23 protein-coding genes are annotated in these 26276 nt (G+C 67.3%); 13 read left to right on the forward strand and 10 right to left on the reverse strand.

The annotated features are described in order from the left end of the window. The first annotated feature begins 143 nt into the window (after window positions 1-143). On the forward strand, window positions 144-1160 hold the full coding sequence (locus THIARS_RS10375) for an IS110 family RNA-guided transposase (protein ID WP_094160751.1): 1017 nt from the start codon (window positions 144-146) through the stop codon (window positions 1158-1160). A gap of 994 nt (window positions 1161-2154) precedes the next feature. On the opposite strand, the gene argG is transcribed toward THIARS_RS10375, so the two are convergent. The 4 genes from argG to metK all read right to left on the reverse strand — a co-directional run bounded on the left by argG (window position 2155) and on the right by metK (window position 5562). Then, entirely contained in the window at window positions 2155-3495 is a 1341-nt protein-coding gene (gene argG / locus THIARS_RS10385; protein WP_094160883.1) for an argininosuccinate synthase, read from the reverse strand. Between the two features lie 19 nt (window positions 3496-3514). Beyond that, a complete protein-coding gene (gene ppnP, locus THIARS_RS10390) occupies window positions 3515-3832 on the reverse strand; it encodes a pyrimidine/purine nucleoside phosphorylase (protein ID WP_094162064.1) in 318 nt (105 codons plus the stop codon). A 113-nt stretch (window positions 3833-3945) separates the two neighbouring features. After that, window positions 3946-4293: an ArsC family reductase gene (locus tag THIARS_RS10395; RefSeq protein WP_094160884.1), complete on the reverse strand. Its 348-nt coding sequence runs from the start codon at window positions 4291-4293 to the stop codon at window positions 3946-3948. Between the two features lie 75 nt (window positions 4294-4368). Next, window positions 4369-5562 carry a methionine adenosyltransferase gene (gene metK / locus THIARS_RS10400; RefSeq protein WP_094162065.1) on the reverse strand — a complete coding sequence of 398 codons (1194 nt, stop codon included), beginning with the start codon at window positions 5560-5562 and terminating at the stop codon, window positions 4369-4371. Between the two features lie 279 nt (window positions 5563-5841). Between metK and THIARS_RS10405 the strand changes: the two genes are divergently transcribed. The 7 genes from THIARS_RS10405 (at window position 5842) to THIARS_RS10435 (ending at window position 12696) form a co-directional block, all read left to right on the forward strand. Continuing rightward, window positions 5842-6711, forward strand: coding sequence for a lysophospholipid acyltransferase family protein (locus THIARS_RS10405; protein WP_094160885.1), 870 nt, complete (start codon window positions 5842-5844; stop codon window positions 6709-6711). Next, window positions 6708-7667 (forward strand): LpxL/LpxP family acyltransferase, encoded by a 960-nt coding sequence (locus tag THIARS_RS10410; protein WP_094160886.1) that lies wholly within the window; start codon window positions 6708-6710, stop codon window positions 7665-7667. The genes THIARS_RS10405 and THIARS_RS10410 overlap by 4 nt, the downstream gene beginning before the upstream one ends. Window positions 7668-7682: 15 nt before the next feature. After that, window positions 7683-8537, forward strand: coding sequence for a diaminopimelate epimerase (gene dapF / locus THIARS_RS10415; protein WP_094160887.1), 855 nt, complete (start codon window positions 7683-7685; stop codon window positions 8535-8537). A gap of 35 nt (window positions 8538-8572) precedes the next feature. Beyond that, the gene (locus THIARS_RS10420) at window positions 8573-9241 is read left to right on the forward strand and encodes a DUF484 family protein (protein WP_094160888.1); all 669 of its coding nucleotides are present in this window, start codon (window positions 8573-8575) and stop codon (window positions 9239-9241) included. Between the two features lie 34 nt (window positions 9242-9275). Next, window positions 9276-10301 (forward strand): tyrosine recombinase XerC, encoded by a 1026-nt coding sequence (locus THIARS_RS10425; RefSeq protein WP_281254198.1) that lies wholly within the window; start codon window positions 9276-9278, stop codon window positions 10299-10301. A gap of 76 nt (window positions 10302-10377) precedes the next feature. After that, complete coding sequence (locus THIARS_RS10430) at window positions 10378-11559, forward strand: class I SAM-dependent rRNA methyltransferase (RefSeq protein WP_094160889.1); 1182 nt, start codon at window positions 10378-10380, stop codon at window positions 11557-11559. Between the two features lie 96 nt (window positions 11560-11655). Continuing rightward, complete coding sequence (locus THIARS_RS10435; RefSeq protein WP_094160890.1) at window positions 11656-12696, forward strand: CobW family GTP-binding protein; 1041 nt, start codon at window positions 11656-11658, stop codon at window positions 12694-12696. A 455-nt stretch (window positions 12697-13151) separates the two neighbouring features. Here THIARS_RS10435 and THIARS_RS10440 read toward each other — a convergent pair whose 3' ends face one another. Further along, window positions 13152-13337 carry a hypothetical protein gene (locus THIARS_RS10440; RefSeq protein ID WP_094160891.1) on the reverse strand — a complete coding sequence of 62 codons (186 nt, stop codon included), beginning with the start codon at window positions 13335-13337 and terminating at the stop codon, window positions 13152-13154. Between THIARS_RS10440 and dksA the strand changes: the two genes are divergently transcribed. From dksA to hslU, 4 genes are all read left to right on the forward strand, one after another. Then, window positions 13336-13827 (forward strand): RNA polymerase-binding protein DksA, encoded by a 492-nt coding sequence (dksA, locus tag THIARS_RS10445; RefSeq protein ID WP_094160892.1) that lies wholly within the window; start codon window positions 13336-13338, stop codon window positions 13825-13827. The genes THIARS_RS10440 and dksA overlap by 2 nt on opposite strands. 36 nt (window positions 13828-13863) lie before the next feature. After that, window positions 13864-15717: an STAS domain-containing protein gene (locus tag THIARS_RS10450; protein ID WP_094160893.1), complete on the forward strand. Its 1854-nt coding sequence runs from the start codon at window positions 13864-13866 to the stop codon at window positions 15715-15717. 42 nt (window positions 15718-15759) lie between these two features. Next, window positions 15760-16299 (forward strand): ATP-dependent protease subunit HslV, encoded by a 540-nt coding sequence (gene hslV, locus THIARS_RS10455; RefSeq protein WP_094160894.1) that lies wholly within the window; start codon window positions 15760-15762, stop codon window positions 16297-16299. Window positions 16300-16366: 67 nt separating this feature from the next. After that, entirely contained in the window at window positions 16367-17686 is a 1320-nt protein-coding gene (gene hslU / locus THIARS_RS10460; RefSeq protein ID WP_094162067.1) for an ATP-dependent protease ATPase subunit HslU, read from the forward strand. Window positions 17687-17693: 7 nt separating this feature from the next. On the opposite strand, the gene THIARS_RS10465 is transcribed toward hslU, so the two are convergent. Then, window positions 17694-18482, reverse strand: a complete 789-nt coding sequence (locus tag THIARS_RS10465) for a type III pantothenate kinase (RefSeq protein ID WP_094160895.1) — start codon at window positions 18480-18482, stop codon at window positions 17694-17696. Window positions 18483-18729: 247 nt separating this feature from the next. On the opposite strand from THIARS_RS10465, the gene icmF reads away from it, so the two are divergent. Further along, window positions 18730-22026 carry a fused isobutyryl-CoA mutase/GTPase IcmF gene (icmF, locus tag THIARS_RS10470; protein ID WP_094160896.1) on the forward strand — a complete coding sequence of 1099 codons (3297 nt, stop codon included), beginning with the start codon at window positions 18730-18732 and terminating at the stop codon, window positions 22024-22026. A gap of 36 nt (window positions 22027-22062) precedes the next feature. On the opposite strand, the gene THIARS_RS10475 is transcribed toward icmF, so the two are convergent. From THIARS_RS10475 to THIARS_RS10490, 4 genes are all read right to left on the reverse strand, one after another. Continuing rightward, window positions 22063-22917 (reverse strand): aldo/keto reductase, encoded by an 855-nt coding sequence (locus THIARS_RS10475; protein WP_094160897.1) that lies wholly within the window; start codon window positions 22915-22917, stop codon window positions 22063-22065. A gap of 5 nt (window positions 22918-22922) precedes the next feature. Further along, window positions 22923-24494: a ubiquinone biosynthesis regulatory protein kinase UbiB gene (ubiB, locus tag THIARS_RS10480; RefSeq protein WP_094160898.1), complete on the reverse strand. Its 1572-nt coding sequence runs from the start codon at window positions 24492-24494 to the stop codon at window positions 22923-22925. A 3-nt stretch (window positions 24495-24497) separates the two neighbouring features. Next, window positions 24498-25085, reverse strand: coding sequence for a ubiquinone biosynthesis accessory factor UbiJ (locus THIARS_RS10485; RefSeq protein ID WP_222423065.1), 588 nt, complete (start codon window positions 25083-25085; stop codon window positions 24498-24500). Window positions 25086-25295: 210 nt separating this feature from the next. Further along, entirely contained in the window at window positions 25296-26201 is a 906-nt protein-coding gene (locus THIARS_RS10490; RefSeq protein ID WP_094162068.1) for a Tim44 domain-containing protein, read from the reverse strand. Window positions 26202-26276 lie beyond the last annotated feature (75 nt).

Below are 26276 nucleotides of genomic sequence, written 5' to 3' on the forward strand. Positions count from 1 at the left end.
GGCTTACTGCTGCATGGACTTAACGAATGAAAGGGACTTCCCCGTCCCGAGTGATCCGCGCAGTTGCGTGGTACGGCATCGAGGTGCCACGATGGGAAGTGCGATCTCTCATCAACTCACTCGTTTTGTGGAAGGGGAAGGCCATGCGCATTGTCACCATCGGAATTGATCTTGCCAAGAACGTCTTTGCGGTTCACGGCGTGGACGCCGCAGGCAAAGCGGTGTTGGTTCGCCCCACTGTGCCGCGGGCCAAACTGCTCGAACTCATCGCCGCACTGCCACCCTGCCTCGTCGGCATGGAGGCGTGCTCCGGCGCCCACCACTGGGCACGCGAGTTTCAGAAGTTCGGCCACACCGTGCGCCTGATAGCGCCCAAATTCGTCACCCCTTACCGCCTCTCGGGCAAGCGCGGCAAGAACGATGCGGCGGACGCCGCCGCCATCTGCGAGGCCATCACCCGGCCCAGCATGCGCTTCGTGCCCATCAAGAGCATCGAGCAGCAAGGCCAGTTGCTGGTGCACCGTGCCCGCCAGGGTTTTATCGAGCAACGCACGGCCACGCTCAATCGCATCCGCGGCCTGCTCTCGGAGCTGGGCATCGTGCTGCCGTTGAAGGCGGCTGTGGTGCGTCGCGAGGCCTTGGCCCGCCTGGAAGATCTGCCGGGCTGGGCCAATACCGTGATCGGGGATCTGTTGAGCGAGGTCACCCGGCTCGATGAACGCGTCGCCCAGTACGACCAGCACATCCGAGCCATGGCCCGCCAAAGCGCCGAAGCACAGCGCCTGATGCAGCTCTCGGGGGTTGGGGAGATCACGGCCACCGCGCTCTTGAGCACCATCGGCAATGGCCGAGACTTCAAATGCGGGCGCCAACTGTGTGCCTGGCTCGGTCTGGTGCCCGGCCAGTACAGCTCGGGCGGCAAGCAGCGTCTGGGCCGCATCACCAAGGCCGGCGACCCGTACCTGCGCAGCTTACTGGTGCTGGGTGCCAGAGCGGTGCTGGCGGCAGCCAAGAACAAGAGCGACCCGATCAGCCGCTGGGCCACGGCGCTGGCGCAGCGACGCGGCTACTGGAAGGCCGTGGTGGCGATTGCGGCCAAGAACGCCCGCATGTGCTGGGCGGTGCTCAGTCGGGGCGAGGATTTCAGATTGCCGACCTGAGCACCGAGCGGCTCAACCGAACACATCAGCCAACAAGAGGAGATTTGATTCGATTTCCACCACCGCGTGCAGCCGCCGCCGTTGATGAGTCAAGGTTGGACCTGCGCGGGGCGTGACCGTTTAACTCAAGGAGTCCAGGGTCGATGCAAGCATCGACCCTCCTCGGCTAACGAATGGGTCCCCCGCGCGCGTCTTTCATCAGGGTCCGCTGCTATTCAAGCAGCATCCATGACCGTTTGTAGTTTCGCTGTCCGCATCCCTTGCTCTGTGAGCAACGCAGGCCTGGCGCTGAGGGTGGAAAACCGTCATCCAACGTCCGCTCCGTGATCTATCGCGCTGCGATGCTTCACGGCTGGATCGGTGTTTGACTTTCGAGGGGAAGCCCTTGTAGTGGAGGTAACCGGCGCTGCGCGGCTTTTTCGCGCAGCGTCCGTGTTGACCGCCGGGTTAGGGGCCTGTTAGTCATGTGCGACATTGCCCCAATTTATGAAACCGAGCTGTTTAGCAAAAGTAATAAGCAATTTCACCGATCACCTTCCCGTCCTCCTCGCTCACACGGCCAGATGTAAACGGAGTCAACTCGACGAGGATTCCCTTCACGGGAACATCATCTCGCTCCACCAAGTCGAGCAGTCGCTCCTTTGCAACTTCATCTGTAACGTACCTGGCAATTAGTTCGCACAGATGTGTCTTCAGTTCATCGACGGTCATTCTTTAGGCATCGCTGTTGCGTTATGCAGTATCAATTGTGCGAAGATTAAGAACGCCACGGCAAGGCTCCTAACGTAATTTAGATCGTCGAATAACAACTGTTTTCGATGTTATCGGACGAGATAAAAACAAGACGCCGGCAGATTCTTCGCCTCTCCAGTGAAAATCGCTCGGCACACACACTGCGCGCTGACTGACCGGCTGTTGCTCTGTCGTGAACGATGGTTCGGGGAACCAGGCACAAAAAAAGCCGCTCCAAAGAGCGGCTTGTCCGAGGCGGCGTTCATTCGCCCTTCTCGCCCTCCAGCCTCAGCATGCCGGCCCCCTCGCCCAGCGACAGCAGCCCGGTCTTCGCGTAAATGCCCAGCTTGGCGCGGGTGTCGGTGATGTCGAGGTTGCGCATGGTGAGCTGGCCGATGCGGTCGGCCGGGGAGAACGGCGCGTCCTCCACCTTTTCCATGCTCAGGCGTTCGGGGGCGTAGGTGAGGTTGGGGCTTTCGGTGTTGAGAATGGAGTAGTCGTTGCCGCGGCGCAGTTCGAGGGTGACTTCGCCGGTGATGGCGCGGGCCACCCAGCGCTGGGCGGTTTCGCGCAGCATCATGGCCTGCGGGTCGAACCAGCGGCCCTGGTAGAGCAGGCGGCCCAGGCGCAGGCCGCCCATGCGGTACTGCTCGATGGTGTCTTCGTTGTGGATGCCGGTGACCAGCCGCTCGTAGGCGATGTGCAGCAGCGCCATGCCGGGGGCTTCGTAGATGCCGCGGCTCTTGGCCTCGATGATGCGGTTCTCGATCTGGTCGCTCATGCCCAGGCCGTGGCGGCCGCCGATGGCGTTGGCCTTGAGGAACAGGTCCACCGCGGAGTCGAAGGTCTGGCCGTTGAGCGCCACCGGCTGACCTTCCTCGAAGCGCACGGTGACTTCCTCGGCCTTGACCTCGACTTCGGGCTTCCAGAACGCCACGCCCATGATGGGGTTGACGATGCGGATGCCGGAGCTCAGGTGCTCCAGGTCCTTGGCCTCGTGGGTGGCGCCGAGCATATTGCTGTCGGTGCTGTAGGCCTTCTCGACCGACATCTTGTAGTCGAAGCCGTTGGCAATGAGGAACTCGCTCATCTCCTTGCGGCCGCCGAGTTCGTCGATGAAGGTTTGGTCGAGCCAGGGTTTGTAGATCTTCAGGCTGGGGTTGGTGAGCAGGCCGTAGCGGTAGAAGCGCTCGATGTCGTTGCCCTTGAAGGTGGAGCCGTCGCCCCAGATGTGGACGTCGTCCTCCTGCATCGCGGCCACCAGCATGGTGCCCGTGACGGCGCGGCCCAGCGGCGTGGTGTTGAAGTAGGTGATGCCGCCGGTGCTGATGTGGAAGGCGCCGCACTGGATGGCGGCGATGCCTTCGTGCGCGAGCTGGCGGCGGCAGTCCACCAGCCGGGCCTTCACCGCGCCGTAGGCCATGGCCTTGCGCGGAATCTCGTCGTAGTCGGATTCGTCCGGCTGGCCGAGGTTGGCGGTGTAGGCGTAGGGCATCGCGCCCTTCTTCTTCATCCACAGCAGCGCGGCCGAGGTGTCCAGGCCGCCGGAGAAGGCGATGCCGACTTTCTGCCCCTTGGGCAGGTTTTGCAGGATGGTGCTCATGGCAGGCTCGGGCGATGGATCAGCCGAAGTGGCAGATGTAGTGGTAGGGCTCGGACACGCGGATCTGGAAGCTGCTGTTGCCCGGCACGCTGAACGTCTCGCCGGGGCCGGACTTGACCCAGGCGTCGCTGCCGGCCAGCTTGTATTCGCACGCGCCGGCCACGCACTCCATGATTTCGGGCGCGCCGGTGTTGAAGGTGAGCGTGGCGGGGAGAATCACGCCGACCGACTTCTTCGTCCCGTCGGGGAAGGTGATGCCGTGGCTGACGCACTTGCCGTCGAAGTACACGCTGGCCTGGGTGTTGACGGTCACGCCGCCGATCTGGGTGGTGCTCATGGGAATGAATGGGGAGGCCATGAAGGCGAAGCCGCCATGTTATTGAGATTTCCGGAATGGACGACAGACTCGGACGCGGAGCGGCGCACGAGGCTCCGGGCCGGCCACGGGGCTCAGACGCGGCGCTGCCAGTCGGCGGCGTCAAAGCCGGCGGTGACCGCGCCGTCGGCCCATTGCACCACCGGGCGCTTGATCAGGCTGGGCCGGGCCAGCAGCGCGCGGCGTGCGCTGGCCGCGTCCACCACGGCGGCGCGCGTGGCGTCGTCGAGATCTCGCCAGGTCGTGCCCTTGCGGTTGACCAGCGCCTCCCAGCCGAGGCTCGCCAGCCAAGCATCCAGCGCCGCCTCGGGCACGCCCTGTTTCTTGAAGTCGTGGAAGGCGTGCGCCACGCCCTGCGCGCCGAGCCAGGCGCGCGCTTTCTTGACCGTGTCGCAATTGGGTATGCCGTAGAGGGTGATCATGCGCGGCTTCGCAGTTCGGGGTGACGCGGCTTCAAGCCGGGCAGCCGGCGACCAGCCCGGCCGCGCCGCCTGCCGTCAGACCGCCACCGCCCCGCGCAATGCGCCCAGCCCCGCGTCTTCGCGCAGCGTGGCGGCCTTGTCGGTGGCTTCCCAGGTGAACTCCGGCTCGTCGCGGCCGAAGTGGCCGTAGGCGGCCGACTTGGCGTAGATCGGGCGCAGCAGGTCGAGCATCTGCACGATGCCCTTGGGACGCAGGTCGAAATGGCGGCGCACCAGTTGTTCGAGCCTGGCGTCGTCGATCACGCCAGTGCCCTGGGTGGTGACCATGATGCTGGTGGGCTGGGCCACGCCGATGGCATAGGAGATCTGCACCAGGCATTTGCTCGCCAGACCGGCGGCGACGATGTTCTTCGCCACGTAGCGCGCGGCGTAGGCGGCGGAACGGTCGACCTTGCTCGGGTCCTTGCCGGAGAAGGCGCCGCCGCCGTGCGGGGCGGCGCCGCCGTAGGTGTCGACGATGATCTTGCGCCCGGTGAGCCCGCAGTCGCCCTGCGGCCCGCCGATGACGAAGCGCCCGGTGGGGTTGATGAGGTACTTGACCTCGCCGCGCATGAACTCGTGCGGCAGCACGGGCTTGATGATGTGCTCGATGACGCCTTCGCGCAGATCGGCCATCTCGATGTCGGGCGCGTGCTGGGTGGACAGCACGACGGTGTCGATGGCGACCGGGCGGCCGTTCTCGTAGCGGAAGGTGATCTGGCTCTTGGCGTCGGGGCGCAGCCAGGGCAGGCGGCCGTCGCGGCGCAGCTGGCTCTGGCGTTCCACGAGGCGGTGCGCGTAGTAGATGGGCGCGGGCATCAGCTCGGGGGTTTCGTCGCAGGCGTAGCCGAACATCAGGCCCTGGTCGCCGGCGCCCTGGTCGAGGTTGTCGTCGTGCGCGCGATCGACGCCCTGGGCGATGTCGGGGCTCTGCTTGTCGTAGGCGACCAGCACGGCGCAGCTCTTGTGGTCGATGCCGAAGTCGGCGTCGTCGTAGCCGATGCGCTTGAGGGTGTTGCGCGCGACCTGGATGTAGTCGACCACCGCGTTGGTGGTGATCTCGCCGGCCAGCACGATGAGGCCGGTGTTGGCCAGGGTTTCGGCGGCGACGCGCGAACGCGGGTCTTGTTCGAGGATGGCGTCGAGGATAGCGTCCGAAATCTGGTCGGCCACCTTGTCGGGATGGCCCTCGGACACGGATTCGGAGGTGAAGAGGAAGGAATCAGCCATGGCGGTGCTCCAGTTGGGTTGCAGTTCCGTCACCGCTTGAGACCCCGCACGGCGACGCTTTAGCGGTATGGGTTCGGCAGATCGTGGTTTGCACGCTGCCGGTCGCCCCGCAAGTTGTCATTAACTCGGCGACCGGCTTGCATTCTAAGCCGATGCCGGGCACGGCGTGGGGTGCGTAAGATTGCCGGTTTGGTGTGCCGCCGCCAGCCTGCCGCCGCCTGCGGTCCGGGCAGGCCCGCACGGTTTGCGAAACCGACTTTCCAACCCTCCCTGGCCTTCATGCTGCGCCTGTTTCGTGCGCTCTCCCTTTTGCCGCTCGGCCTGCTGCAGGCCGCGGGCGGCCTGCTGGGCCTGGCGGTGTATGCCGCGTCGCCCGCCTACCGCGAGCGCCTGCGCGCCAACCTCGCGCAAGCCGGCTATGCGCCGGACCGCATGGCGCTGGCGGTCGCGCGCGAAACCGGGCGCATGCTGGGCGAGATGCCATTCGTGTGGTTCCGCAGCGGCCCGCGCGCGGCGGTGCGCCGCGTGCGCGTGGAGGGCCGCGAGCCTGCGGACCAGGCTGCGGCCGAAGGCCGGGGGGTGCTGTACCTCACGCCGCATCTCGGCTGCTTCGAGGTGTCGGCGCAGGTGGCGGCGGAGTGGAGGCCGATCACCGTGCTCTACCGCCCGCCGCGCAAGGCCTGGGTCGACAAGCTGGTGCGGGCCAGGCCGCGCGGCCAACTGCGCACGGTTCCAGCCACGATAGCCGGCATGCGTCCGCTGCTGCGCGCGCTGCGCAACGGCGAAGCCGTGGGCCTGCTGCCCGATCAGGCCCCCGCCGCGGGCGAAGGCGTCTGGGCGCCGTTCTTCGGCCGCCCGGCCTACACCATGACCCTGCCCGCGCGTCTGGCGCAGCTCACCGGGGCGCAGATCATGCTGGTGTTCGCCGAACGTCTGCCGCGCGGCCAGGGCTACATCCTGCATTTCCGGCCTTTCGAGGACCCGCTGCCCGACGATCCGGTGGAAGCCGCGACGCGCATCAACCAGGCGGTGGAGAGCCTCATCCGCATGCGTCCGCAGCAGTATCTCTGGGGCTACAACCGCTACAAGGCGCCGCCCGGCTCGATGCCCGCGACCCAACCCTCACCCGCCGAGACCTCGCCGTCATGAACGCGAAAGCCGACAACGCGGCGCCACCGCCCCAGGAGCAACCCGCCACGCGTGAAGCCGCGTTCGGTGCGCGCCTGGCGCTGGGCGCGCTCTGGCTGCTGCATTTCCTGCCCTACGGCGCCATCGGCCGCATCGGCACGGCGGTGGGCCTGGCGCTGTGGCCGCTGGCGCGCAGGCGGCGCGCGATTGCGCTGCGCAATCTGGAACTGTGCTTCCCGCAATGGACCGAGGCCGAGCGCAAACGCGTGGCGAAGGCGCATTTCGTCTGCGTCAGCCGCGCCTTCCTCGACCGCGTCGTGCTGTGGTGGGCGAGCCCGCAGCGGCTGGCGCGCGTCCTTCACCTGGAGGGCGCGGTGGAGGAAGCCTTGCACGGCAAGGGATCGGCCCTGCTCCTGGGCCTGCATTTCGAGGGCATGGACGCGGCCTGGACGGCGCTCACGCTGGCCGCGCGCAGGCCGCTGTCGGGCATGTACACGCCGCAGAAGTCCAAGGCGCTGGACCGCTGGGTGCTGGACGGCCGCAGCCGCTTCCACACCGAGCGCATCGTCTCGCGCCGCGACGGCGCCTCGGGCATGCTGCGCGCGCTGCGCCGCGGCACGCCGTTCTACACCCTGCCCGACATGGACTTCGGCGAACGCCACTCGCGCTTCATCCCCTTCTTCGGCGTGCCGGCCGCGACGCTCGACGCCGTGCCGCGCCTGGCGGCCTCCAGCAAGGCGCGCGTCTACCCGGTGGTGGCGCGCATGCTTCCCGGCTATGCTGGCTACGCCATCACGGTGTATCCGGTCTGGGACGGCTTCCCGCGGGTGGCCGGCGGAACCCTGGCCGACCTCGACGCCGACTTGCTGCGCATGAACCGCTTCATCGAGCAGCGGGTCCTGGAAATGCCCGAGCAATATCATTGGGTGCACAAGCGGTTCAAGACCCGCCCGCCCGGCGAGCCTTCGCTGTACTGACCCACAAGCAGCCGCATGAAACTTCAGTTCACCAAGATGCACGGCGCCGGCAACGATTTCGTGATGCTCGACGCCACACGCGAACCGCTGCATGTGTCGCGTGAGCAACTGCGCCAGCTGGCCGACCGCCATCTCGGCGTGGGCGCCGACCAGATCCTGGTGGTCGAGCCACCGCCCTCCCCGGACGTGGACTTCCGCTACCGCATCTTCAACGCCGACGGCGGCGAGGTCGAGCAATGCGGCAACGGCGCGCGCTGCTTCGTCGCCTTCGTGCGCCGCCAGGGGCTCACGGCCAAGCGCGCCATCCGCGTCGCCACCCACGCCGGCGTCATCCAGCCCCGCCTGGAAGACGACGGCCGCGTCACCGTGGACATGGGGCCGCCGCGCTTCGAGCCGGCGCGGGTTCCGTTCGACGCCGCCCATCTCGCGCCGCGCACCGAAGGCGGTTTCGAGCTCTGGCCGCTCGACCTGGGCAGTTCCGGCACGGCCTGGGTCAGCGTGGTGTCGATGGGCAACCCGCATGCGGTGCAGCGCGTCGACGAGGCTGACGCCGCGCCGGTGGCCGAACAAGGACCGCGCATCGAGCATCACGCGCGCTTTGCGCAGCGTGTCAACGCCGGCTTCATGCAGGTCGTCACCCCGCACCATATCCGGCTGCGCGTGTGGGAACGCGGCGCGGGTGAAACCCTGGCCTGCGGCACGGGAGCCTGCGCCGCGGTGACCGCAGGCATACGCCACGGCTGGCTGCAAAGCCCGGTGGACGTCGACACCCGCGGCGGGCGGCTGACCATCGCCTGGGACGGCGGCGCCAGCCCCGTCCTGCTCACCGGCCCGGTGGCACATGTGTTCGACGGAACGATCGAACTCTGAACACCACCTGTCCGACAACCTCTCCGAGACCGCCCATGCAACTCACCGAACAAGATCTGGCCGCCTACCTCGCCGAACACCCCGAATTTTTCGAACGCCACGCCGAACTGCTGGCCGGCGTGCAGTTGCAAAGCCCGCACGGCAACCGCGCCGTTTCGCTGCAGGAACGCCAGATCGAGATGATGCGCGACAAGATGCGCGTCCTCGAGCACCGGCTGGCCGACCTGATGCGCAACGCCGCCGAGAACGAGGCGATCTCGGGACGCTTGCTGGCTTGGGTGCGCGCCATGCTCCTCGAGCGCGACCCGGCCGCATTGCCGCAGGCGGTGGTGCGCGAAATCCAGCAGCAATTCCAGCTGCCGCAGGCGGCCTTGCGCCTGTGGAACCTGCGCCCCGAATTCGCCACGCAGGACTACGCGGCCGGCGTGGGCGACGACATCCCGGTGCTGGCGAACAGCCTGAGTCAGCCGTATTGCGGCGCGAACGCAGGGTTCGAAGCGGCGAATTGGCTGGACGGCGAAACGCCGGCGCAGTCTCTGGCCCTGATCCCGCTGCGCCGCGACACCGACGCCGCGGCCTTCGGCCTGCTCGTGCTGGGCTCGCCCAGCGCCGGCCGCTTCACCGCCGACATGGGCACGGAATTCCTCTCCCGCATCGGCCATCTCGCCTCGGCCGGCTTGCTGCACTTGGTGCGCGGCGGCTGAAGCCGCGCAACGGATTCCCGGCCAACCCGCGGCGATGGCCAGCCCCATCAAACCCGAGCCGGGTCGAGGCGGCGCGCCGCAACGCGACGCGGAACTGCGGCAAGCATGCAACGAGTACCTCGACATGCTGCGCCACGCGCGCAGGCTGTCGCCGCGCACGCTGACGAACTACCGGCGCGACCTGGAAGATCTGCAGACGCGCGCCCAATCGCACGAGTTGCCGCTCGCGGGCATCACCCCGCACCACATCCGCACCTGGGTCGCGGCCCTGCATGGCGGCGGCATGACGCCGCGCGCCATCGCCGCACGCCTGTCGGGCTGGCGCGGCCTGTTCACCTGGCTGGGACAACATGGCCGCCTGCCCAGCAACCCGGTGCAGGACGTGCGCGCGCCGCGTGCCGCGCGGCCGCTGCCCAAGGCGCTGAGCGTGGATCAGGCGGTGGCGCTGGCGAGCTATGCGCCAGCGGCCGACACGCCGGAAGCATCGACGCCTGCAGGCCCCCTGGCCCGGGCGCGCGGTCGGGCCATCGCCGAATTGCTGTACTCCAGCGGGCTGCGGGTGTCGGAACTCGTCGGTCTCGACATGCGCTACACCCGCACCGCCGAACACGAATCCGCCGGCTGGGTGGACTGGGACGCCTGCGAGGTGACCGTGCTGGGCAAGGGCGGCAAGCGCAGAACCGTGCCGGTGGGCGCCCCGGCGCTGCAGGCCCTGCGCGACTGGCTGGCGCTGCGCCCGTCGGCCTCGCCGGCGTCGGTCGCCAGCGACCAGGCGGCGTTGTTCCTCGGCCCGCGCGGGCGCCGCATCAGCCCGCAAAGGGTGTGGGAGGAATTGCGCGCTCGCGCTCGCGCGGCCGGCTTGCCCACCGCCGTGCACCCGCACATGCTGCGCCACTCGTTCGCCTCGCATTTGCTACAGTCCAGCGGCGATTTGCGCGGGGTGCAGGAACTGCTCGGCCATGCCAGCATCGCCAGCACCCAGATCTATACCCGGCTCGATTTCCAGCACCTGGCCAAGGTGTACGACACGGCGCATCCCCGCGCCAAAAAACCGCGTTGACGCCATTGCGGCACGCCGTGGGCCGGTGGCGCCGCCGCCTGCCCGGTCTTCATTCCCTGCCATCCGAAAGCCATCCATGAAAGTCATCCGCCTGCACGAAGGCAAGGAACGCGCCCTGTTGCGCCGCCATCCCTGGGTTTTCGCCGGCGCCATTGCACGCGGCGGCGCCGACAGCGGCGAGACGGTGCGCGTGGACGCCGCCGACGGACGGGTGCTGGGCTGGGCCGCGTTCAGCCCGAATTCGCAGATCCGCCTGCGCATGTGGAGCTTCGACGCCGAGCAACGCATCGACCGCGACTTTTTCCGCCTGCGCCTGCAGCAGGCCATCGCGCGCCGCGCCCGGCTGGGGCTGGACATGCGGGCCGTGCGCCTGGTGCATGGCGAGTCGGACGGCCTGCCCGGCTGCATCGTCGACCGCTATGGCGACATCGTCGTGCTGCAGGCGCTGGCCGCCGGCATCGAGCGCAACAAGGCCATGCTCGCGGCATTGCTGCGCGAATTGCTGCCCGAGGCGCGGGTCTTCGAGCGCTCCGACGCCGGGGTGCGTGGTCTCGAAGGCCTGCAGCCGGCGAGCGGCTGGCTGCACGGCCACGGCGAGACCCGCGTCGACATCGAGGAACACGGCATGCGTTTTCACGTCGACGTGCAGACCGGCCACAAGACCGGCTTCTACCTCGACCAGCGCGACAACCGCGCGCGCTTCGCCGCGCTGGTGCGCGAACAACGGCTCGATCGGGTGCTCAACGGCTACGGCTACACGGGCGGTTTCACCCTGGCCGCGCTGGCCGGCGGCGCCAGGCAGGTGCTCACGGTGGACTCGTCCGCCCCGGCATTGGCGCAGGCGCAAGAGCATGTGCGGCTCAACGGCTTCGACGCGGCGCGCAGCACCATGCTGGATGCCGACGTCAACGCCACCCTGCGCAGCCTGCGCGAGCAAGGCCGGCGCTTCGACGCCATCGTGCTCGACCCGCCGAAGCTGGCGCCCACCGCGGCCTCGGCGGCGCGCGCGGCGCGCGCCTACAAGGACATCAACCGCCTGGCGCTGACCCTGCTGGAGCCGGGCGGCTGGCTGTTCACGTTCTCGTGTTCCGGCGGCATCGACGCCCCGTTGTTCCAGAGCATCGTGGCCGGCGCGGCGCTCGATGCCGGCGTCGAGGCCGACATCGTGGCGCGGGCGCGGGCCGGGGCCGACCACCCCGTGCTGCTGTCGTTCCCCGAAGGCGAATATCTCAAGGGCCTGCTGCTGCAAACGCGTTGAGCAGCGGGGCTTTGCGGCGGGTTTTACACTGGGACGCGATGCGCCGCGGCATGTCTGCCCGAGCGCCCCTCTTCCGACAACCGAATTCCGAACACCATGTCCACACCCCTGATTCCCGCCACCATCCTCACCGGTTTCCTCGGCAGCGGCAAGACCACCCTGCTCAAACGCGTGCTGAGCGAGGCGCATGGCTCGCGCATCGCGGTGATCGAGAACGAGTTCGGCGAGGAAAACATCGACAACGACATCCTGGTGCAGGACTCGGAACAACAGATCGTGCAGATGTCCAACGGCTGCATCTGCTGCACCATCCGCGAAGACCTGCGCGCCACCCTGGCCGACCTGGCCGCGCGCCGGCGCAAGGGCGAGCTGATGTTCGACCGCGTGATGATCGAGACCACCGGCGTGGCCGACCCCGGCCCGGTGGCGCAAACCTTTTTCATGGACGACGAGGTCGCCAGCCAGTACCTGCTCGATTCGGTGCTGACCCTGGTGGATGCCAAGCATGCGCAACAGCAGCTGGATAGCCGCCTCGAGGCGCAGCGGCAGGTGGGTTTCGCCGACCAGATCTTCATTTCCAAGGCCGACCTGGTAAGCGCGGACGACGTGGCGGCGCTGCAGCACCGCCTGGCGCACATGAACCCGCGCGCCAAGCAAAGCGTGGTGCACTTTGGCGAGGTGCCGCTGAACCAGGTGCTCGACCTGCGCGGCTTCAACCTCAATGCCAAGCTCGACATCGATCCCGAGTTCCTCAAGGCCGACGAGCATGACCATGACCATGATCACCACGACCACGCGCATGGCGAACACTGCGACCACCCGCACCATCATCACCACGACGACGACGTGAAGTCCTTCGTGTTCAGGTCCGACAAGGCGTTCGACCCGGCCAAACTGGAGGATTTCCTCGGCGCCATCGTGCAGATCTACGGCCCCCGCATGTTGCGCTACAAGGGCGTGCTCAACATGAAGGGCATCGACCGCAAGGTGGTGTTCCAGGGCGTGCACCAGCTCATGGGCAGCGATCTGGCGGCGCCCTGGGGCAACGAGCCGCGCCAGAGCAAACTGGTGTTCATCGGCATCGATTTGCCGCGCGACGTCATCCTGCAGGGACTGGAGCAGGCCCTGACGGCCTGAACTCGCCGCCGTTGCGTATCCGCGACGCAAACCGGCGCCGCGCACGCTCCATCGAGCGCGGCCCGGGCATCTGACTACAATCGGCCGGCTTCGGAGGTCTAGCGCCGCGCACAGGGTCAAGAAAAACCCAAAGCGGCCGGTCAGCAGCGGCATCACCAGATTCCAGGAGGAACTGTGGTCAAGGCGGCAAAACCAGAACCCGGCCGGTCATCGCACCCGGCCAGCAAAACCACGCCGGCTCGAGGAGCCAAGGCGGCCGTGCAAGCCGCGCCGGCCAAGGCCAAACCGGCGCCCAAGCGCGCGGCGGGCGCCGCAGCCGGGGTCAAGACCGGCAAGGCTGCGGTGGCGGCCAAACCGGCAACCCAGGCCAGGGGCAAGGGCCCGGGTCCCTCAGGCGCCAAGGCCGCAACGCCAAGCCGCAGCGCCAAGCCGCAGCCGTCCGCCCAAGCCCCGCGTCACACGGCCTCGGCAAAATCCGCGACCGCGGCCAAGGCCAAGCCGACCGCAGCGGCCCCGAAACCGGTCTCTTGCGCAACCCCTGTTCCAGCTACACTGCCGCCCGCCAAACCGTCAAAGCCCGTCACAGCTGTGGTACCGTCAAGGCCCATGGCTATCGCATCCACAACAGCACCGAAATCCATGAGTAGTATCGCCCCCGCAGCCCCCGCCCCGACCAAGGCCGACCCGAAACTGGCCAATGCCTGGAAAACCAAGTCGCCGCAGGAACTGACCGATGCCGAGGTTCTCGCCATGCCCGAGAGCGAGTACATGAAGGCGACCCAACTCGAGTTCTTCAAGCACAGGCTGAGCACCCTGCGCGACGAACTGCTGCGCAGCGCCGGTGAAACCACCGAGCATCTGCGCGAAGACACCCTGCTCGTGCCCGACCCGGCGGATCGTGCCACCATCGAAGAAGAACACGCGCTGGAATTACGCGCGCGCGACCGCGAACGCAAGCTGCTGAAAAAGGTCGAACAGGCCATCGCGCTGATCGACGCCGGCGAATACGGCTGGTGCGAGGAAACCGGCGAGCCGATCGGCATCGGCAGACTGCTGGCCCGGCCCACGGCGACCCTGTCACTCGAAGCGCAACAACGCCGCGAGATGAAACAGAAAATGTTTGGGGACTGAAACCAGTTCGCAAACGATTTTGATGCCTGACTACCGATGAGTGATACCAAACCGCGCAGCTTCTGGGGACGGGTCACTGAGTTTGTCAAGAATCCGACCCAGGACTGGTCGCTCACTCGTCACGAAAACGCCCTGCGGGAATTGCAGGAACAAGAGCAGGTCAAGGCCAAGGAAGAGCAGCGCAAGCTCGACGCCTTCATCCGCCGCCGCGAGCTGGCTTCGCTGCGGCGCCTGCGCAAGCGGCAAGCCGACGGTCTCCCCCTGGACGAAGGCTATACCGACATCCCGGATACAGGCACCGGCACCGGTCCCTCGGCGCCGGAGCGCGAAGCCACGCTGCGCAAGATCAACGAGATCGAACAGTCCATGGTGCAAGACTCCAAGCCCGGACTGCGCGCGAAATCCTTTCTCAGCTCCAAACCCGCCCCATCCGCCAGCGCCCTGGCTGCCGAGGGGGATGCGATACGCCTGGGCCATGGCGAGCCACCCCCGGCATCGCCCGCTTCTGCGGCCGCGCCCGGGGATTCGCAGACGTTCCCCACCACGAATTTGTACTCGCGCACCGGCGGTGCGCAGGCTGCCGATGCGCGGCCCCGCACGCAGGGCGACATCGACGCCACCGTGCCCGCACCGACACAGATGGCGCCGACGCAGATGGCCAATGCCCAGTCCGCGGGCACGCTCATGGGCCTGGGCATGACCCAGATCGCCGCGGAGCTGCCGCCGATGGACACCTGGATGAAAACCGGCGGGGCCTACGCCTCGTCCAGCCCCATGGCGGTGGACGTGCAAGAGGGCGTGTCGTCCAGCCCGCTGTTCGACCAGGCTTGCATCGACTTCGCCAACGGCCACGACCGTGATGCCGAGCGCGCCCTGCTGGACGCCATCTCCGGTTCGCCCGACCGCGAGTTGGAGAACGAGTTCTGGCTGGCGTTGTTCGACCTCTATCGCGCCAGCCACGACACGGCCAAGTTCGAGGCCCTGGTCAACGACTACGTCGACCGTTTCCAGACGTCGGCCCCCTCCTGGGGAGGCATGCCGGTCCAGGTGCACAAGGCCGCAGGCAATCCCCCCCCTGCGGCTTCACAACCGGCCGCCCCGGCGGCCGCATCGACCTTCACGGCCCTCGGCGAGTTCGATGCCGCGCAGTCTCGTGCGCTGCTGCTGCTGGCCCGCGGGAACGTGCGGCAAGTGGCGCTGGATTTCACCGGCCTGACCGGCATCGCGCCCGGCGCCCAGACCTTCGCCATGGAGGCGCTGAAAACCCTCAATGCGGCAAACGGCTGCGCGATCGAACTGATCGGCATCGGCAACCTGATCGACGCCTGCGCCGCATCCGCCCCGCCGATGCAGCGCGATGCCGATCCTGCATGGTGGGGGCTGCGCCTGGAGGCCCTGCGCCTGGCCGGCGAACAGGAGCACTTCGAGAACGCCGCGCTCGACTATTGCGTGACCTATGAGATCTCGCCGCCCACGTGGGAGCCGAGCCGGGCCAAGGTGCGCGTCCTCGCCGCCGAAGCCGGCGCGGGCATCAGCCGTCCCGGGACGCAGCCCTCGCTGCAGCATCCCAGCAGCCAGTTCAGCACCCATTTCGGCAATACCGGCCCTGGAGCAGCGCTTGCCGCGCTCCATGGCGAAATCAAGGGCGGCAGCGAGGACTTTCTCCGGCCCCTCGACCAGGCCGCGAAAGGCCACAACACCGTGATCGTCGATCTGAGCGACCTGCGCAGGCTCGACTTCGCCAGCGCGGGCATCATGCTGAACTGGGTCATGTCGCAAAGCAGCGCCGGCCGCGCGGTCCAGTTCGAGGGCACGCACCGCCTGATCGCCGGGCTTTTCATCATCCTGGGCATCAATTCGGTCGCGCAAATCCAGTTGCGCAAGTTCTGAAACCTGGCGGCGCCTGCTGCCGCCCGCACCCTCTCCCACTCCATGCAGCAATACCACGGCACCACCATCCTCAGCGTGCGCCGCGGCGCGCAAGTCGCTCTCGGCGGCGACGGCCAGGTCACCCTGGGCAATATCGTCGTCAAAGCCAGCGCGCGCAAGGTGCGGCGCCTGCACCACGAACGCGTGCTGGCCGGTTTCGCCGGCGGCACGGCCGACGCCTTCACCCTGTTCGAGCGCTTCGAGGCCAAGCTCGAGGAACACCGCGGCCAGTTGCTGCGCGCCGCCGTGGAACTGGCCAAGGACTGGCGCACCGACCGCATGCTGCGCCGCCTCGAGGCCATGCTGGCGGTGGCCGACACCACGGCCTCGCTCATCATCACCGGCAACGGCGACGTGCTGGAACCGGAGCACGGGCTGCTGGCGATCGGTTCGGGCGGCGCCTATGCGCAATCGGCTGCGCGCGCGCTGCTGGAGAACACCGAACTGGACGCGCGCGCCATCGTCGAGCGCTCGCTGCACATCGCGGCCGATCTTTGCATCTACACCAACCACGAACTGCGCATCGAAACCCTGGGCGACTGAGCCTGGCCAAGGTGGTCTCCTCCGTTGCGATGCCGCACGCCCCCAATGACCGAATTGCCCCATGAACATGACCCCGCGTGAAATCGTCTCCGAACTCGACCGCTACGTCATCGGCCAGGCCGACGCCAAGCGCGCCGTGGCGGTGGCCCTGCGCAACCGCTGGCGCCGTCAGCAAGTGGCCGAGCCGCTGCGGCACGAAATCACGCCGAAGAACATCCTGATGATCGGCCCCACCGGGGTGGGCAAGACGGAAATCGCACGCCGTCTGGCCCGGCTGGCCAACGCTCCGTTCATCAAGATCGAGGCCACCAAGTTCACCGAGGTCGGCTACGTCGGGCGCGACGTCGACACCATCGTGCGCGACCTGGTGGACATCGCCGTGAAACAGGTGCGCGAGCAGGCCATGCAGTCGCGCCGCACGCAGGCCGAGGACGCCGCCGAGGACCGCATCCTGGACGCGCTGCTGCCGCGTCCGCGCGACGCCATGGGCCAGCCCCTGCCCACATCGGACGAGAACACCCGGCAGATCTTCCGCAAGCGCCTGCGCGAGGGACAGCTCGACGACAAGGACATCGAGATCGAGGTCGCCCAGCCCCAGGCCAGCGTCGACATCATGACCCCGCCCGGCATGGAGGAGATGGCCGATCAGATCAAGGGCATGTTCGCCGGCATGAACCAGAACCGGACCAAGGCCCGCAAGCTCAAGGTGCGCGAAGCCTTGCGCCTGCTGGTGGAGGAGGAAGCGGCCAAGCTGGTGAACGAGGACGAGATTCGCACCCAGGCCGTGCAGCTCGTCGAACAAAATGGCATCGTCTTTCTCGACGAGATCGACAAGATCGCCTCGCGCGGTAACACCCAGGGAGCCGACGTGTCGCGCCAGGGCGTGCAGCGCGACCTGCTGCCGCTGGTGGAAGGCACCACGGTCCACACCAAGTACGGCATGGTGCGCACCGATCACGTCCTGTTCATCGCCAGCGGCGCCTTCCACGTCGCCAAACCTTCCGATCTGATTCCGGAGCTGCAGGGACGCTTCCCCATCCGCGTGGAATTGCAAAGCCTCTCGGTGCAGGATTTCGAGGCCATCCTCACCGCCACGGACGCCAGCCTGGTCAAGCAATACCAGGCCCTGCTGGACACCGACGGCCTGAGTCTGCAGTTCGCGCCGGACGGCATCCGCCGGCTGGCCGAGGTGGCCTACGCCGTGAACGAAAAGACCGAAAACATCGGCGCCCGCCGCCTGCACACCGTGATGGAGCGCCTGCTGGAAGACGCATCGTTCCATGCCGACGGCAGCAAGCCGCGTACGCTGGCCATCGATACGGCGTTCGTCGACGAGCGGCTGGGCGGGATCGCGGCCGACGACGATTTATCGCGCTTCGTGCTCTGACCTCGCATCAGGCCCGCGCGGCGGCTGCCGGCGGGCGAACCAGGCCGCGCTCGCCGGCGATGCGCAGCAGCCCCTCGAACACCAGGTGGTCGACCGTCTGGTGCGGCAGGCCCAAGGCCAGTTCCAGCTTGGGCGCCGCCCCGCCCGTCAGCAGCACCAGAGGAGCCCGCCCCTCCAGCCGCGTCAGGCGCTCGTGCATCTGCCGCGCCGCGCCGGAAATGGCCAATGCGCCCCCGGTCATCAGCGCGTCGCTGGTGTTGTTGGGAAACTCCCGCAGTTCGCCCTCGGGTACGTTGAGCCCGGCGGTGCCCATTTCCAAGGCCTTGAGCATGAGCCCGAAGCCGGGAAGGATGACGCCGCCCAGGAAACGCCCGTCCGAGGCCAGGCAGTCGATGGTGACGGCGGTCCCCACGCTGATGACCAGCACCGGGCCATCCGCGCAGCGCATGCGGGCGCCGATCAGCGCCGCCCAGCGGTCGGGACCGAGCAGGCTGGGGTTGGTGTAGCCGTTGCGCACGCCGCACTGCTGCGCGGGGGAATGCACCCAGTCGCAGCGCAGACCGAGGCTGGCAAGCTGGGCGTCCACCCGCGCGGTGGCCACGGCGCCGGCCACCGCGCAGCCCAGCGCGGATCGCGGCCGCGTCTGCTGCGCTCCAAGCTCCGAGGCCAGCGTTTCGATGGATTGCTGGGACATCGCCCCATGGGCCGTCAACTGCGGCTCCGGGCTGGCGCGCGTGCCGGACCAGATGCCCCATTTGAGCCGAGTGTTACCGAGGTCGAGCAAAAGAAGATTCATGGTGGGGCCGCACAATCAACGCCCGCACCATAGCAGAGCAGCCTGCCCACACGTCCCCGCCATCGTTTGCGGCGGTAGCGAAACCGTCGCTGCGCGCATCGGCGCATCGACTTGCCCTCTATCGAGGCGGCCGCGAATCGGTTAAAGTTGTAAATTGACGTATACGTCAATTACCACTCACGAGCCCGACCGCGGCAAGCTCAGCGACAAAGTCCGGCGCCATGCCCGCCGGCCACCGGAGACCCCTATGACCGATCTGTCCGACGCCAAGGTTCTGGCCGCCTACCGGCCGCGGCAACGCCTGCGCTTCGTCACCGCGGCAGCCCTGTTCGACGGGCACGACGCGGCCATCAACATCATGCGCCGCATCCTCATTGGCATGGGGGCGGAGGTCATCCACCTCGGCCACAACCGCGCGGTGGATGAAATCGTCACCGCGGCCATCCAGGAAGATGTCCACGGCATCGCCATCTCCAGCTACCAGGGCGGCCATGTGGAGTTCTTCAAATACATGGTCGACCGGCTGCGCGAACAGGGCGCCGGGCACATCCAGGTGTTCGGCGGCGGCGGCGGCGTCATCGTGCCGGACGAGATTGCCGAGCTGCAAGCCTACGGCGTGACGCGCATCTACAGCCCGGAGGACGGCCAGCGCCTTGGACTGCAGGGCATGATCGGCGACATGCTGCAGCGCTGCGACCGCCCGTTGCCGGCGCTGGCGGAGGCTGACCCGGTACAGGCCCTCGCCGAGAACCAGGCGGCGCTGGCGCGCACGATCACCCAGCTTGAGAATGGCTCGGCCGACGCCGCCCTGCTGCGCGCGGTGCATCAGCGAGCCAAAGCCATGCATGGCGTCGTCATCGGCGTCACCGGCACCGGCGGCGCAGGCAAGAGCAGCCTGGTGGACGAACTCATCCGCCGCGTGCGACTGGACCAGGACGATGCGCTGCGCATCGCGATCGTCAGCATCGACCCCTCGCGGCGCAAGAGCGGCGGCGCCCTGCTGGGCGACCGCATTCGCATGAATGCCATTGCACCCTGGGCGCGCCCGGGACGCACGCCATCGCCGGGGGTCTATATGCGCAGCCTGGCCACGCGCGAGGCGGGCAGCGAAATCAGCCAGGCCCTTCCGGATGTGATCGCGGCATGCAAGGCGGCCGGGCACGATCTGGTCATCGTCGAAACCTCCGGCATCGGCCAGGGCGACGCCGCCATCGTGCCGCACGCGGACCTCAGCCTGTACGTGATGACCCCCGAGTTCGGCGCCGCCAGCCAGCTCGAGAAAATCGACATGCTGGACTTCGCCGACTGGGTGGCGATCAACAAGTTCGACCGCAAGGGCGCCATGGACGCGCTGCGCGACGTGGCCAAGCAAGTGCAGCGCAACCGCGAAGCCTTCGCCCAGAAGCCCGAGGACATGCCGGTGTTCGGCACCATGGCCAGCCGCTTCAACGACGACGGCGTGACCGCCCTCTACCAGGCGATCAAGCCGCGATTGGCAGAACATGGCCTGTCGCTCGCGCAAGGCCGGCTGCCCAAGGTGTCCACGCGTCACAGCACGCACCAGACCCCCATCGTGCCGGCGGCGCGCAGCCGCTATCTGGCCGAGATCGCCGACGCGGTGCGCGCCTACCACCGGCAGGTGGAGGAACAGGCCCGCCTGGCGCGCGAGGCGCAGCAACTGCGCGAAAGCGGGCGCATGCTGCTCGACGCCAACCCGGACAAGATTTCCGCGGTCGAGGCCGTCACCGCGCTGGCCGAGCGGCGCGAGGCGCGCATGCTGCCGGCGGCGCGCAAACTGCTGACGATGTGGCCGCAGATGCTGCAGGCCTACGACGGCGACGAATACGTGGTGAAGATCCGCGACCGCGAAATCCGCACCCGGCTCACCCAAACCACGCTGTCGGGCACGCGCATGCGCAAGGTGGTGCTGCCGCGCTGGGCCGACCACGGCGAGCTGCTGCGCTGGCTGATGCGCGAGAACGTGCCCGGCAGCTTTCCCTACACCGCCGGCGTGTTCGCCTTCAAGCGCGAGAACGAAGATCCCACCCGCATGTTCGCCGGCGAAGGCGACCCGTTTCGCACCAACCGCCGTTTCAAGCTGCTGTCCGCAGGCATGCCGGCCAAGCGCCTGTCCACCGCGTTCGACTCGGTCACGCTGTATGGCGCCGAGCCCGATCTGCGCCCCGACATCTACGGCAAGGTCGGCAACTCGGGCGTCTCCATCGCCACGCTGGACGACATGAAGGCGCTGTACGACGGGTTCGACCTGTGCGACCCGGCCACCTCGGTGAGCATGACCATCAACGGCCCGGCCCCCACCATCCTGGCCATGTTCCTGAACACCGCGATCGACCAGCAGCTCGACAAGTTCCAGCGCGAAAACGGCCGCGAGCCCTCGGACGACGAGGCGGCCAAGATCCGCGCCTGGGTGCTGGAGAACGTGCGCGGCACGGTGCAGGCCGACATCCTGAAGGAAGACCAGGGCCAGAACACCTGCATCTTCTCCACCGAGTTCTCGCTCAAGGTCATGGGCGACATTCAGGAATACTTCGTGCACCACAGGGTGCGCAACTTCTACTCGGTGAGCATTTCGGGCTATCACATCGCCGAGGCCGGCGCCAACCCCATCTCGCAGCTGGCCTTCACCCTGGCCAACGGATTCACCTTCGTCGAGGCCTACCTGGCCCGCGGCATGCACATCGACGACTTCGCGCCCAACCTGAGTTTCTTCTTCAGCAACGGCATGGACCCCGAATACAGCGTGCTGGGACGGGTTGCGCGCCGCATCTGGGCCGTGGCGATGCGCGACAAGTACGGCGCCGGCGAGCGCAGCCAGAAGCTCAAGTATCACATCCAGACCTCGGGGCGCAGCCTGCACGCGCAGGAGATCGCGTTCAACGACATCCGCACCACGCTGCAGGCGCTGATCGCGGTCTACGACAACTGCAACAGCCTGCACACCAATGCCTACGACGAGGCCATCACCACGCCCACCGAGGAGAGCGTGCGCCGCGCCATGGCCATCCAGCTCGTCATCAACCGCGAATGGGGCCTGGCCAAATGCGAGAACCCCAACCAGGGCGCTTTCGTCATCGAGGAGTTGACCGATCTGGTGGAGGAAGCCGTGCTCAAGGAGTTCGAGGCCATCGCCGAGCGCGGTGGCGTGCTGGGGGCGATGGAAACCGGCTACCAGCGCGGCAAGATCCAGGAGGAGAGCATGCACTACGAAATGCTCAAACACACCGGCGAGTTGCCCATCGTCGGCGTCAACACTTTCCGTAACCCGCACGGAGATCCCGTCACCCGCCATCTGGAACTGGCCCGCTCCACGGAGGAGGAAAAGCAATCCCAGCTCCGGCGCCTGGCCGACTTCCACGTCCGGCACGCGGAACACGCTCCCGCCGAGCTGGAACGGCTGCGCCAGGCCGTGATCGACAACCGCAACGTGTTCGAGGTGCTGATGGAGGCCGTGCGCTGCTGCTCGCTCGGGCAGATCACCGCCGCGCTGTTCGAGGTGGGCGGCCAGTACCGGCGGAACATGTGAGACGCGCGGGGCGCATCACCCCAAGCCGCGAGCCCGTCAGATCATCGCCAGCGGCTGGCGACGCTGCGGCGGCGCAAAGAGCGCATCGATCGCGGCAAGCGTGCCGGCATCGAGTTGCACGTCTGCGGCGGCCAGGTTGTCACGCAGATGCGGCAGGCGCCCCGCCTTCGGGATGGCGAGCACATTGGGCAAACGCAAGACCCAGGCCAGCGCGAGTTGCGCGGCGCTCAGACCCAACGGCGCGGCCAGTGCCGCCAGCTTGGCGTGGCGCGCGAGCTTGCCCTCGTCGAGCGGGCTGTAGGCCATCAGCGGCATGGCGTGCCGCTGCATCCAGGGCAGGAGATCGAACTCGACGCCCCGGCTGCTGGCGGCGTAATAGACCTGATTGGTCGCGCAGTTGTGGCCGGCGTCCAGACCGCGCAATTCCTGCATGTCGTCGAGGTCGAAATTGCTCACGCCCCATGCGCCGATCTTCCCCTCCGCCTTGAGCCGCTCGAACCCGTCGAGGGTCTGTTGCAGAGGAATGTCGCCGCGCCAGTGCAACAGGTAGAGATCGATGCGGTCGATGCCCAGGCGCTCCAGGCTGCGCGCGCAAGCCTGACGCACGCCTTCGGCACTTGCGTGATGCGGATAGACCTTGCTGACGATGCGCACCTCCTCCCTGCGCACGGTGCCGGCGCGCAGGGATTCGGCCAGCGCTTGCCCCACGACGCGCTCGGCCCCGCCTTCGCCATACATCTCCGCGGTATCGATCAGGCGAAAGCCCATCTCGAACGCAGCGCGCAGCGCGGCGACCTCCGCACCGCGCTGCGCCGGGTCTTCACCGAAACGCCAGGTCCCCAAGCCAAGTGCAGGCCAGGCCTCGCCGCCGCAACATCGCACCGCATGCATCGGTCTCAAGCTCCAAGCCAAAAGCGCGCATTCCAAAGCGCCAACAGGACCAGGAAAAAAACCAGGCCGACGACAAAACCGATCAGCCCTTGCAACAAGGCATTGGTCCGGCGCTGCTCCTGCAGCAGCTGGCGCGTCAACTCGCGCTCGGCCGGGTGCTGGGCCTGCTCCAGGGCGTGATGGATCAGGCGCGGCAATGCCGGGAAGTACTGCGCGAAGCGAGGCGCCTCCTTGCGCAAGTGCGTGGTGAACGCGCGCCAGCCGACCTGGCTTTGCATCCAGCGCCGCAGGAAGGGTTGCGCCGTGCTCCAAAGGTCCAGCTCGGGGTCGAGCTGGCGGCCCAGACCTTCGACGTTGAGCAAGGTTTTCTGCAGCAGCACGAGCTGGGGCTGGATCTCCACCTTGAAGCGGCGCGACACCTGGAACAGGCGCATGAGAATCTGCCCGAGCGAGATGTCCTTCAGCGGCCGCTCGAACTGCGGCTCGCACACGGTGCGCACCGCGGCCTCCAGTTCCTCCACCCGCACCTCGGACGGCACCCAGCCCGACTCCAGGTGCAGTTCGGCGACGCGCCGGTAATCGCGCTGGAAAAAGGCAATGAAGTTCTGCGCCAGGTAGTCCTTGTCGAACTCGGACAAGGTGCCGATGATGCCGAAGTCGAGTGCGATATACCAGCCGAAGGTCTCGGGCGACAGGCTGACCATGATGTTGCCGGGGTGCATGTCGGCATGGAAGTAGCCGTCGCGGAACACCTGGGTGAAAAAGATCTCGACGCCGCTTTGGGCCAACTTGCGGATGTCCACCCCGGCCGCGCGCAAGCGCTCCACCTGGCTAATCGGCACCCCGCGCATGCGCTCCATCACGATCACGCTCTCGGTGCACAGGTCCCAATACATCTGCGGGATCAGCACCAGGCCCAGACCGTCCATATTGCGTCGCAATTGCGCGGCATTCGCCGCCTCGCGCACGAGGTCGAGTTCGTCGTGGAGGTATTTGTCGAACTCGGCCACCACCTCGCGCGGTTTGAGGCGCTTGCCGTCCTCCCAGGCCCACTCGACCCAGCCGGCCAGGGTGCGCATGAGATGCAAATCCTGGTCGATGATGTTGCGCATGCCGGGTCGCAACACCTTCACGGCCACCTCATGTCCGTCCTGCGATGGTGGCAAGACGGCGAAATGCACCTGCGCGATCGAGGCGCTGGCCACCGGCGTGCGCTCGAAGCTGGCGAACAACTGGTCGATCGGCTTGCCCAGCGCCCTTTCGATTTGCGCAACCGCCAGCTCCGAATCGAATGGCGGCACGCGATCCTGCAGCTTGGCTAGTTCGTCGGCGATGTCGAGCGGCAGCAAGTCGCGCCGGGTCGACAGCATCTGCCCGAACTTGACGAAGATCGGACCCAGGCTTTCCAGCGCCAGCCGCAGGCGCTGTCCGCGCGGAGCCTCGAGGTTGCGCCCCGTCGCCAACACCCGCGCCAGAACCCGCAACCAGCGGTGGCGAAACCCGGAAAGCACGAGTTGGTCGAGCCCATAATGCAGGGCGACGCGGGCGATGCGCAATAAACGCAGCAGGCGGCGCATGAATCAGCTCCGCACCGCGCGGCGACGCCGGGCCAGAATCTGAATACGCTTGTCGAGCCTCGCCGTGGCGTCGCGCAATGCGGCCGCCGCCGCACTGCAGTCGGCGAATTCGCTCCGGCCGACCAACCCCCGAGGCGCTTCGGTCAGCCAGTCCCGAAGATCACTCTCGATACGCTCGCGCCAATCGGACCCCTGGTTGCGTATCCTGCGCGCAGCCTGCGCCATGCGGTAGGCCGCGACTTCACCGAACCATCGCGCCAGGTCATCCTCCGCATCCCACCGCACATGCCCCAGCAACCAGGACATGGCCTGGGCAAAATCCGCATCGCCTGCGATGCGCACGCCGCTCAGGCCCAAACGCTGCCCTTGCCACTGCGCCGCCAGCGCTGCGGCCGCGTCGACCTCCAGCGTCAAGGCCACAGCGCTGGCCTGCGCTGCGTGCACAACCGGGTCGAAGCCCCCTTGCGGCGTGACCTCCAGCACCAACTCCGCACCGGCCACGCGCACACTGACGCACTTGCCCGCATGGGCCAGCAAGCGGCGCTGAGCCTGGGGATTTTGTTGAATGACGTGATTGACGGCTTGCGCCACGCGCTGAAGCAATGCATGCCTCAGTCGCGCAGGAAGGAGGGGCGTCGTTGAAGCGTGAGAGCTGGGCATCGTGCGGTTCGGAGGGACCCTGCCCATTCTAGGAGGCCGGCCATACTCCCTGCCGCGCCAGTTGCAGCCGGGCGTGAGTTCACCATGCGAAAGGGGGCTCGCGCCCCCTTTCCCATCATCGAACCGCCTCTGGAATGGCGCCTACCCGATTTGTTGAATTCCGGCGAGCAGCCAGCCGGACGAACCCGAGACCGGCTTGACCAGATTCCAGATTTCCCGCATGGGTTGGGCCCCGCCCCAGCTCTCCTCCCGCACCAGACCCGAGAATTCAACGCTCGCCAGGTACTCGCCCTGCTGCTCCTGCAACTCGAGCAGCACGGCCTCGAGCGTGACCACATCCGTCTGATTGCGCTCGGATCCGCGCTGTTGGATTTCGCCGCGCAATTGTGCGAACAGCTCGGGCGTCGTGTACGACTCGATGCTGGACAGATCACCCGCGTCCCAGGCCTTCTGCAGCTGGTAGTAATGCTCGCGCGCCTTGTTCAGGAAGGCGCGCTGGTCGAAGTTGGCCGGTATCGAGCCCTGCGCCGGCGATCCCCCAGCGCCGGCCGCGCTCATGTCATCAATACGCTGGGGCGGCAGATAGGACTCCTGCCCGAGCTGGGCGGCGTCATAAGCCCCTCGTGGCATGCCAGCGGGTTGCGGGATGGATTCGCCGCTTTGCCTGCGCAGGACGCGCATCAAGGCCATCACGGCGAAGAACGCCAGCGCCGCAAGCAAAAGCGCCGTCACGAAGGAAGCCATTCCGGCGCCGAACCCGAAGGCATGGAACAAAGCCGCCAAACCGATCCCAGCTGCCAAGCCACCCAGTATGCCCCCCCAGCGGCTGGCTGGGCGCGGCTGAACCGCCGCAGGACTTGGCGCCGCCTGCTTGGGCGCGGCGGCCGGTGTTGGAGTGACCTGCTGCCGCTGCAGCACGCCGCTGCTCTGGCGGCCAAGACTCTTGCCCGCACCCAAGCGCTTGGCCTGAGCATCGGCCGTGAACAGAGCTGAGGTCAGGGCGAGGCAACAAGCAAGTAGAAGGGGGAAGGCGCGCTGCTTTTTCATGTTCATGTCCAGTGATGAATGCCTACATTTTGTTACCAATAGGCCAGGAAAAGTTCAGTCTTTTCATAAAATTTG

The sequence above is a fragment of the Thiomonas delicata genome (genome assembly GCF_900088825.1).
Taxonomy (GTDB): Bacteria; Pseudomonadota; Gammaproteobacteria; order Burkholderiales; family Burkholderiaceae_C; genus Thiomonas_A; species Thiomonas_A delicata.

What these genes read in the sequence shown, in the direction of transcription:
- THIARS_RS10430 (WP_094160889.1), top strand. Translation starts at nt 10,378, where the DNA reads ATGAAAGTCATCCGCCTGCACGAAGGCAAGGAACGCGCCCTGTTGCGC.
- THIARS_RS10490 (WP_094162068.1), bottom strand. Translation starts at nt 26,201, where the DNA reads ATGAAAAAGCAGCGCGCCTTCCCCCTTCTACTTGCTTGTTGCCTCGCC.
- hslV (WP_094160894.1), top strand. Translation starts at nt 15,760, where the DNA reads ATGCAGCAATACCACGGCACCACCATCCTCAGCGTGCGCCGCGGCGCG.
- THIARS_RS10440 (WP_094160891.1), bottom strand. Translation starts at nt 13,337, where the DNA reads ATGGATTTCGGTGCTGTTGTGGATGCGATAGCCATGGGCCTTGACGGT.
- ubiB (WP_094160898.1), bottom strand. Translation starts at nt 24,494, where the DNA reads ATGCGCCGCCTGCTGCGTTTATTGCGCATCGCCCGCGTCGCCCTGCAT.
- hslU (WP_094162067.1), top strand. Translation starts at nt 16,367, where the DNA reads ATGACCCCGCGTGAAATCGTCTCCGAACTCGACCGCTACGTCATCGGC.
- icmF (WP_094160896.1), top strand. Translation starts at nt 18,730, where the DNA reads ATGACCGATCTGTCCGACGCCAAGGTTCTGGCCGCCTACCGGCCGCGG.
- THIARS_RS10405 (WP_094160885.1), top strand. Translation starts at nt 5,842, where the DNA reads ATGCTGCGCCTGTTTCGTGCGCTCTCCCTTTTGCCGCTCGGCCTGCTG.
- dksA (WP_094160892.1), top strand. Translation starts at nt 13,336, where the DNA reads ATGAGTAGTATCGCCCCCGCAGCCCCCGCCCCGACCAAGGCCGACCCG.
- THIARS_RS10450 (WP_094160893.1), top strand. Translation starts at nt 13,864, where the DNA reads ATGAGTGATACCAAACCGCGCAGCTTCTGGGGACGGGTCACTGAGTTT.
- THIARS_RS10425 (WP_281254198.1), top strand. Translation starts at nt 9,276, where the DNA reads ATGGCCAGCCCCATCAAACCCGAGCCGGGTCGAGGCGGCGCGCCGCAA.
- metK (WP_094162065.1), bottom strand. Translation starts at nt 5,562, where the DNA reads ATGGCTGATTCCTTCCTCTTCACCTCCGAATCCGTGTCCGAGGGCCAT.
- THIARS_RS10395 (WP_094160884.1), bottom strand. Translation starts at nt 4,293, where the DNA reads ATGATCACCCTCTACGGCATACCCAATTGCGACACGGTCAAGAAAGCG.
- THIARS_RS10410 (WP_094160886.1), top strand. Translation starts at nt 6,708, where the DNA reads ATGAACGCGAAAGCCGACAACGCGGCGCCACCGCCCCAGGAGCAACCC.
- THIARS_RS10375 (WP_094160751.1), top strand. Translation starts at nt 144, where the DNA reads ATGCGCATTGTCACCATCGGAATTGATCTTGCCAAGAACGTCTTTGCG.
- ppnP (WP_094162064.1), bottom strand. Translation starts at nt 3,832, where the DNA reads ATGAGCACCACCCAGATCGGCGGCGTGACCGTCAACACCCAGGCCAGC.
- THIARS_RS10465 (WP_094160895.1), bottom strand. Translation starts at nt 18,482, where the DNA reads ATGAATCTTCTTTTGCTCGACCTCGGTAACACTCGGCTCAAATGGGGC.
- argG (WP_094160883.1), bottom strand. Translation starts at nt 3,495, where the DNA reads ATGAGCACCATCCTGCAAAACCTGCCCAAGGGGCAGAAAGTCGGCATC.
- THIARS_RS10420 (WP_094160888.1), top strand. Translation starts at nt 8,573, where the DNA reads ATGCAACTCACCGAACAAGATCTGGCCGCCTACCTCGCCGAACACCCC.
- dapF (WP_094160887.1), top strand. Translation starts at nt 7,683, where the DNA reads ATGAAACTTCAGTTCACCAAGATGCACGGCGCCGGCAACGATTTCGTG.
- THIARS_RS10435 (WP_094160890.1), top strand. Translation starts at nt 11,656, where the DNA reads ATGTCCACACCCCTGATTCCCGCCACCATCCTCACCGGTTTCCTCGGC.
- THIARS_RS10475 (WP_094160897.1), bottom strand. Translation starts at nt 22,917, where the DNA reads ATGCATGCGGTGCGATGTTGCGGCGGCGAGGCCTGGCCTGCACTTGGC.